Origin of the sequence: Sphingomonas sp. CCH9-F2, from assembly GCF_001556735.1 — a bacterium.
GTDB lineage: Bacteria > Pseudomonadota > Alphaproteobacteria > Sphingomonadales > Sphingomonadaceae > Sphingomonas > Sphingomonas ginsenosidimutans.
Genome location: NZ_LSJO01000606.1, coordinates 1 through 1,002, shown reverse-complemented (window position 1 = coordinate 1,002; position 1,002 = coordinate 1). Strand labels below are relative to the sequence as shown.

General features: G+C 68.8%; 2 protein-coding genes. Both read right to left on the bottom strand.

Annotated features, from left to right (window positions below; all coding sequences use genetic code 11):
• Positions 1–342 (bottom strand): nitronate monooxygenase (locus tag AX685_RS16975; protein ID WP_197418667.1); only part of this gene is annotated, 342 nt, incomplete at its 3' end.
• Positions 343–392: 50 nt separating this feature from the next.
• Entirely contained in the window at positions 393–833 is a 441-nt protein-coding gene (locus AX685_RS16970) for a MarR family winged helix-turn-helix transcriptional regulator (RefSeq protein ID WP_066490693.1), read from the bottom strand.
• Between the last annotated feature and the right edge of the window lie 169 nt (positions 834–1,002).

Below are 1,002 nucleotides of genomic sequence, written 5' to 3'. Positions count from 1 at the left end.
CTCCGACGCCGCCCGCCGCGTCACCCCCGCCTCCGCCAAAAGCCCCGCCGCAAACGCCCGGTGCGCCTCGGGAATCCGGCCTTCCAGCGCGCGCGTGGTCACGCCCCGCTCACCGCGCGTCGCTAGGTTTTCAGGCACCAGCACGTCGATGCCATAGGGTTTTCCGTTGCAGTGGCGATCGATCCAGTCGAGCTCTTCGTGGATGGTCTCGGGCGTGTGGATGGTCGCGCCCAGCACGCCGAACCCGCCCGCCCGGCTGACCGCGGCGACCACGTCGCGGCAGTGACTGAAGGCGAACAGCGGAAACTCGATTCCGAGCATCTCGCACAGCCGCGACTTCATGGCGCCTCTCCTATTGTCAGGGAGACGAATAGTTCGTGGCCCTAACTAAGTCAATCGGTAGGTTCGGCGGGCGGGCGCCGCTTGCCGCGCTCGTCGATGAACAGCGCCATCGCCGCGAAGCCGTCCAGGATCGCCTCGCGTTCCGCATCCGGCAGATGCGTCTCGAATGCGCCGGCCAGCGCCTCGTCCAGCCGGGCGAAGCGTCGTTCGCCATCCTCGGTCAGCCGCAACTCCACGGCGCGCGCGTCGGCCTCGTCCCGCCGGCGATAGATCAGCCCGCGACGTTCCATTTCGGCGATCAGCGCGGAGGCGGTGGGGCGGCCGATCCCGGACGACGCCGCCAGTTCGCTCGCGCGCCGCGGGCCACGCCGCAGCATGAGCATGAAGCGGAATTGCGGGATCGTCAGATCGGCATGGCGCGCCGCCTGTTCGAACGCGCGGAACAGGACGATGACCAGCCGCGCGGCCAGGATGGATCGACGGTCGGGCAATAGTCTAACCTTGAACAGGGCGCGGGGACCATGCCGCTGTTGCGACAATGCTCTACAATAGCGCGAACCCCAGTCAATGGGGGGGCGGGCCGCCGGTCAGCGGGCGGGGATCGCGTCCAGAACCCGCAACAGGCCGCTACCGTCGCGGCGCACCGACAGCGCACGATAG